This window comes from Frankia sp. CoWAU3 (assembly GCF_977971855.1).
In genome coordinates this window covers 1-5,467 of sequence record NZ_CDWWXB010000094.1, presented here as the reverse complement: position 1 = coordinate 5,467, position 5,467 = coordinate 1, and the positions used below count along the sequence as shown (strand labels likewise).

At 70.4% G+C, this 5,467-nt stretch carries 5 protein-coding genes; 2 read left to right on the top strand and 3 right to left on the bottom strand.

The genetic code is table 11. The features are described 5' to 3' along the window. Positions 1–58 precede the first annotated feature (58 nt). The 3 genes from AC08ON_RS10365 to AC08ON_RS10355 all read right to left on the bottom strand — a co-directional run bounded on the left by AC08ON_RS10365 (position 59) and on the right by AC08ON_RS10355 (position 3,121). Entirely contained in the window at positions 59–772 is a 714-nt protein-coding gene (locus AC08ON_RS10365) for a class I SAM-dependent methyltransferase (protein WP_476607407.1), read from the bottom strand. Positions 773–923: 151 nt separating this feature from the next. Next, positions 924–2,132 (bottom strand): glycosyltransferase, encoded by a 1,209-nt coding sequence (locus AC08ON_RS10360; protein ID WP_476607406.1) that lies wholly within the window; start codon positions 2,130–2,132, stop codon positions 924–926. A gap of 5 nt (positions 2,133–2,137) precedes the next feature. Continuing rightward, positions 2,138–3,121 carry a glycosyltransferase family 2 protein gene (locus AC08ON_RS10355; RefSeq protein ID WP_023839898.1) on the bottom strand — a complete coding sequence of 328 codons (984 nt, stop codon included), beginning with the start codon at positions 3,119–3,121 and terminating at the stop codon, positions 2,138–2,140. A gap of 212 nt (positions 3,122–3,333) precedes the next feature. Here AC08ON_RS10355 and AC08ON_RS10350 point away from each other — a divergent pair, with 212 nt between their 5' ends. Further along, the gene (locus tag AC08ON_RS10350) at positions 3,334–4,008 is read left to right on the top strand and encodes an acyltransferase (RefSeq protein WP_476607405.1); all 675 of its coding nucleotides are present in this window, start codon (positions 3,334–3,336) and stop codon (positions 4,006–4,008) included. Between the two features lie 434 nt (positions 4,009–4,442). Next, on the top strand, positions 4,443–5,467 hold a 1,025-nt coding region (locus tag AC08ON_RS10345; protein ID WP_476616862.1), incomplete at its 3' end, for a glycosyltransferase family 39 protein.

Genomic DNA, 5,467 nt, shown 5'->3' with positions numbered 1-5,467 from the left:
GCCGGCGCGGTTCACGGCCGGGGCCCGGGCGTGCCGACCGGCCGGCGGGCGCCATCGTTCAGCCCTCCCGTTTGCGGGCGTGGGTGAGTACGACGCTGCCCGCGGTGTCGGGAGCCCGCCGGTCCGACAGGGCGACGGCCGGCGAGAGCACGGCCGCGGCGTTCCATCCCGTCCTGCCGCCCTTGGCGGACAAAGTCAGGTAGAGCCGCTCGGCGCGTTCGCTGCGGAACATGTACGTCTGCCGGATGACCTCGAGCCCGACATCATCGAGCAGCTTGGCGAGATGGTCGCCGGAGTAGGTGTGCCTGACGTGGTAGCGCTCGCGGTGCCGGTCGAACAGGTCCGGCCAGGACGCCGCCCGGGTGAGGGCGTCGGCGGACATCACCAGGTCGCCACCCGGACGCAGCACCCGCGCCATCTCGGCAAGCGCGGCCGGACCATCGTCGAAGTGCTCGATGGCGCAGACCGACATGACGACATCGAACGTGGCCGCAGCGAACGGCAGCGCCAAGGCGTCCCCCTCGACGAGCCCGGGATGCCCGCGCAGCCGGCGACCGAACTGCAGCTTGTGCCGGGCGAGGTCGAGGCACACCGCCCGAGCCCCGCGACGGACGGCCTGGCCGGCCCAGTAGCCGTCACCGCCGGCCACGTCGAGCAGGGTGCGCCCGGCCAGTTCTCCCGCCCACGACAGCAGGGTGCCGACCTCCCGGCGACGCATGACATGTACCTGATGGCCCACGAAGGCGAGGGCGTCGTCCCGCACCAGGCTCACAGGTCGGCCCCTCCCGTCCGGTCAGCCCCGCCGATCCGGTCCGCCTTGCTCATTCCAGTCCGCCTTCCGAGTCCACGATTCACCCGTGGTCCACGACCCATGGATGGGCCGTGACCCATGGATGGGCCGTGACTCGCGTATGCGCCACGGCTCATGTACGCCCAAGCGCGCCCAACGTCAGATCAAGGTAACGCTCCCACGCCCCGTCGACGTCCGGCGGTATGACCTTCGAGCGCAAACCGGCGAGCACGCCGGGCTCGTAGAGCCGCCGCAGCGCCACCGCCAGCGCCTCCGCGTCGTCGGGCGGCACGAGTAGACCGTCCACCCCATCACGGACCGTGGTGGCGAGCGTTCCCACCGTGGTCGCCACGACCGGCACGCCGTGCAGGTGCGCGAGATCGACGTTCTGTGACGCCGTTCCGGCCCGGTAGGGAAGCACCAGGGCGTCGGCACCAGCGAACAGCGCGGGCACCTCCGCCGCGTCGACATAGCCCGACCGCAGGTCCACCCGGGTGGCCAGGCCGAGCTCCTCGACCAGCCGGGCGATCTCCCCCGTCCCGCCCCAGAACTCGCCGGCGACGGTGAGACGGACGTCCGCCGGCCCGCGGGCCAACGCCCGCAGCAGGACGTCCAGTCCCTTGTACGGCCGCACCAGCCCGAAGAACAGCAGGTTGCGCCGGGTGACGTCGGCGGATGGCCCACCGCGGCCGGCCACCGGCCCGGGCTGCGAGGACGACAGACCCGAGGACGACAGACCCGAGGACCACAGGTGCGTGGCCATCTCGGCCACCAGGACCGGAGCAGGGGTGAGGCGCGCGGCGAGCTCCGCCTGGGCCGGCGTGTGGACGAGAACAGCCGACGACCGGCGCAGCACCGCACTGGTCAGCGGTTCGTCCACGGCCCGGCGCTCGTGTGGCAGGACGTTGTGGCAGAGCGCGACGACCGTGGGACCCGCACCCCCGGAAGCCGCTCGCCCGGAACCCGCTCGCCCGGAAGCCGTGCCCCGGCCACGCGGCCCCCGGACCCGCAGTGCGCCGAGGACGCCCAGGTACGCCGGGGCCTGCACGGGAGTGACGACGACCAGGATCACCGCGTCGGCCTGCCGCCGCAGGCGCCTGCCGAGCCGGATCCATCCGTCCGGCCGGCGCCACGACAACGGGTAGCGGGTGACCTCGAACGGCTCCATCTCGGGCTCGGTGACGCGCTGCACGCCGGGATAGAGCCACGCGGGGTACTGCGCCGACCAGGACTCGACCGCCACCTCGTGGCCCCGCGCCGACAGCCGGTGCGCGAGCTCGGTGGTGTGCTGCGCGATCCCCCCCTTGTAGGGATGGGTCGGACCGACGATCGCGATGCGCACGCAGGTCAGGTGTCGCTGCGCGAGCGGGCCACCAGATCGCCGATCAACGCCAGCACGACGATCTGGAAGCCGACCAGAATCGCCAGCAGCGTCGACGTCGCCACATGGAAGTCGTAGCGGATCAGGTCCACGATCAACTTGACGAAACCCAAGCCCATGATCCACAGAGCGACCGGCATGAGAACCTTGATCGGATCGAAGTACATCACCATCCGCAGCACCTGAAGGATGTAACGCCGCGCGTCCCGGAAGGGATGGAACTTCGACGTTCCGGATCGTTTTGCGTAATCGATCGGGATGTAATCCACCGGATGCTGGTTCGACAGGAAGGACATCGTGATCGTGGTGACGCAGGAGAAACCCGGGGGCAGCAGCCGCAGATAGGGCAGGGAGACGTCCCGGCGGAAGGCGCGAAGCCCGGAGTTGAGGTCGGGAATCTTCATGCCGGACAGCCGCTGGGCGATCATCCGGATGAACCATTTCGCCGGCACCCGGGCCCACTTGTGAGTGCCCTCCTCGGTGCGGCGCGCCCCGACGACCTGGTCGACGTCGAGGTTGTCGTCCAGGTAACGGACGAACTCCGGGATGCGCTCGTTCGGGTACGTCATGTCGGCGTCGGTCCAGACGACGATCTTGCCGCGGGCCTCCTGGGTCCCGATCCGGCGGGCCGTGCCGGAACCACCGTTGCGGCGGAACGGCATCACCCGCATGCGCGGGAACCGCGGGGCCACCTCGCGCAGCACCGCGAGCGTGTTGTCGGTCGACTTGTCGTCGATCGCCAAGACCTCGTAGGAGTAACCGCTCGCGTCCATCGCGGCGGTGATGCGCTCGAGTTCGAGCAGCACATGGTCCTGCTCGTTGTAGCAGGGCAGCACGATGGTCACGTAGGGGGCGTCCGGACCGACGGCTGCGACGCCGTCCCCGGAAGCCGCCTGCACTGGGGTGCCGGCCTGCGGATGTTCAGGTCGATGGATGGCGCTGACACTCACGTCGGTGTGGCTCCCGGTCGTCGTTCCGGCCCAGCGGCGTCCCGGGCCGGCGTCCTGGCGGTCCGACGTCGTCGTTCCCGCTCCGATCGCCGGTCCGTGGCGGTGGTGCACGCTCCGTCGAGGGCTCGCGCACGACTCTAGGGTGGCACGCCCGACCCGGCGAGCCGACAGCCGGGCGGTCCGGCCACCGGGGCAGCGCCTACTGTTGCTCCGTGGGTGCGTTCAGAAGTGATCTTCGGGAGTATGTGCGGCACGTTCGTTCGCTGCGGGCGGCGCAGGAGACCTCGGCCCGCTCGTTCGTGGCCGGGCTGCGTTACCCGCTCGCATACAGGCAACCGATCTGGACCGGTTCCCCCACCGTGATCGAAGGCCGGGAGCGCATCGAGTTCGCCGAGGGCGCGACGCTGCGGGTGGGGCTCGGCGCGTTCGGGCTGTCGACCCGACGCGATACCTCGATCATCCGGGTGCATCCCGAGGGCCGCCTGCGCTGCGAAGGTGTCGTGTCGCTGCAGCGGGGCGTGCGGATCGTCGTCGACTCGGGCGTGCTGGAACTCGGCCCCGGGGCGAACATCAACGGGTTCGCCAAGATCCTCGTACGCGAACGCGTCTCGATCGGCGCCTGCTGCAACGTCTCGTGGGACACCCAGCTACTCGACAACGACTTCCACCCGATGGTCGTCGACGGCGTGGAGCAGCCGATGAGCGGGCCGATCGTGCTGGAGGACCGGGCCTGGATCGGCGCGGGGGCCATCGTGCTCAAGGGCGTGACGATCGGCGAGAGCGCCGTCGTCGCCGCGGGCTCGGTGGTGACCCGGGACGTGCCGCCCAAAGCCGTCGCCGCCGGATCCCCCGCGAAGATCGTCGGCCACATCGACTCCTGGCGCTGATCCGGCGTCCGGATCACGCGCTCCGGACGCCGGGCCTCGGACGCCAGGGTGGGAAGCCGGACGTCGGGGGCAGTCGGACGTCAAAGGCGGCCTCGGCTGTCCGCGTGCCACGCGGACACCTCCGCGGCCACGCCTAAAAACCGGAATCTTCGCCTCGCCGAAATCCGACAGATCCTGCTATCCGGCGGACTTCGCAGCCGGATAGCCGAGGACATCCGTATCGACCTCCCGATTCAATGACGGTGAACCGGCCCTCGGACGGTCAGGATGATGGTTGCGGGCTGCGACGTTGACGGTCCGGGAACACTGACGGTCCGGGAACACCGCGACAACGGTCTGGACACCCGCCCGGGAGCACCCTCACCACCGTGCGCGACCAGGGCTGAGGGGAGGAGGGCACCCATGACGTCGACGGGGAATCGGGGGTCCGTAGCATGACTCCACCTTCGTCCGATGGGACTCTGCCACTCGTGGGTGACTCTGTGGATTCGACCGCAACGGCCCGCGCCGACGCCGAGGCCGGCGGAGACGTGTTCCCGATGGGGACGCGCTTCCGGCCGTGGGGGATTCTCCGCACCATCCCCGCGGCCATCTGGGTGATCACTCTGCTCTTCACCGCGCTGCTGGCCGGCTGGTCGGTGATGATGCCGCAGTACCATGCGCCCGACGAACCAAACCACGTGGACGCTGTGATGCGGCTCGTCGAGGGCGAGGGCTGGCCGCATCCGGGCCATGCGATCGTGACGCAGGGCGGCGTGGGGGCGATCATGGCTGCCCCCTACGGATCCGAGGAGCGGCCCCGCGACCTGTCCGCCGGCCCGTTCACCGCAGCCGACGCCGTCCCCCGCCACGATCGTCCCAGCTGGGAGGAGTTGGACCGGACACCGGCGCCGGAGGATAGCATCCAACAGCTCGTGCAGCATCCCCCGCTGTACTACTGGGTTGACGCCATGATTCTCAAGGCTGTCCCCGGCGGTGGCGACCACCTGCGCTGGGACGAGATCATCGGGATCCTGCGCCTGATCAGCGTGGCAATGGTCGCGCCGTTGCCGTTGCTCGCCTGGGCCGGGGCGAACCGGCTCAGCGGTGGCAGCCGGGTGGCGGGGATCTGTGCCGCCCTGGTACCGCTCGGGATCCCCCAGCTCACCCACATCGGATCCAGCGTCAACAACGACAACCTGCTGGTTCTGACCAGCGGCCTGGCCACGGTCTCGATCGTCTACGTGCTGCGCGGGGACACCTCCCTACGCACCGCGGCCTGGACGGGGGTCTTCGTCGGCCTCGCCCTGATGACGAAGTCACTGGCGATCACGCTGGTCCCCATGGCGGCGCTGGCCTACCTCGTCGCCTGGGGCCGGGCCCGACGCGACGCCCGGGCTGCGTGGGCGCGGGGACCAGCGGTCGCCGTGGCAGCAACCGGACCAGCCGCCATCGCCCCTTACCCGGCCACCCCTTACCC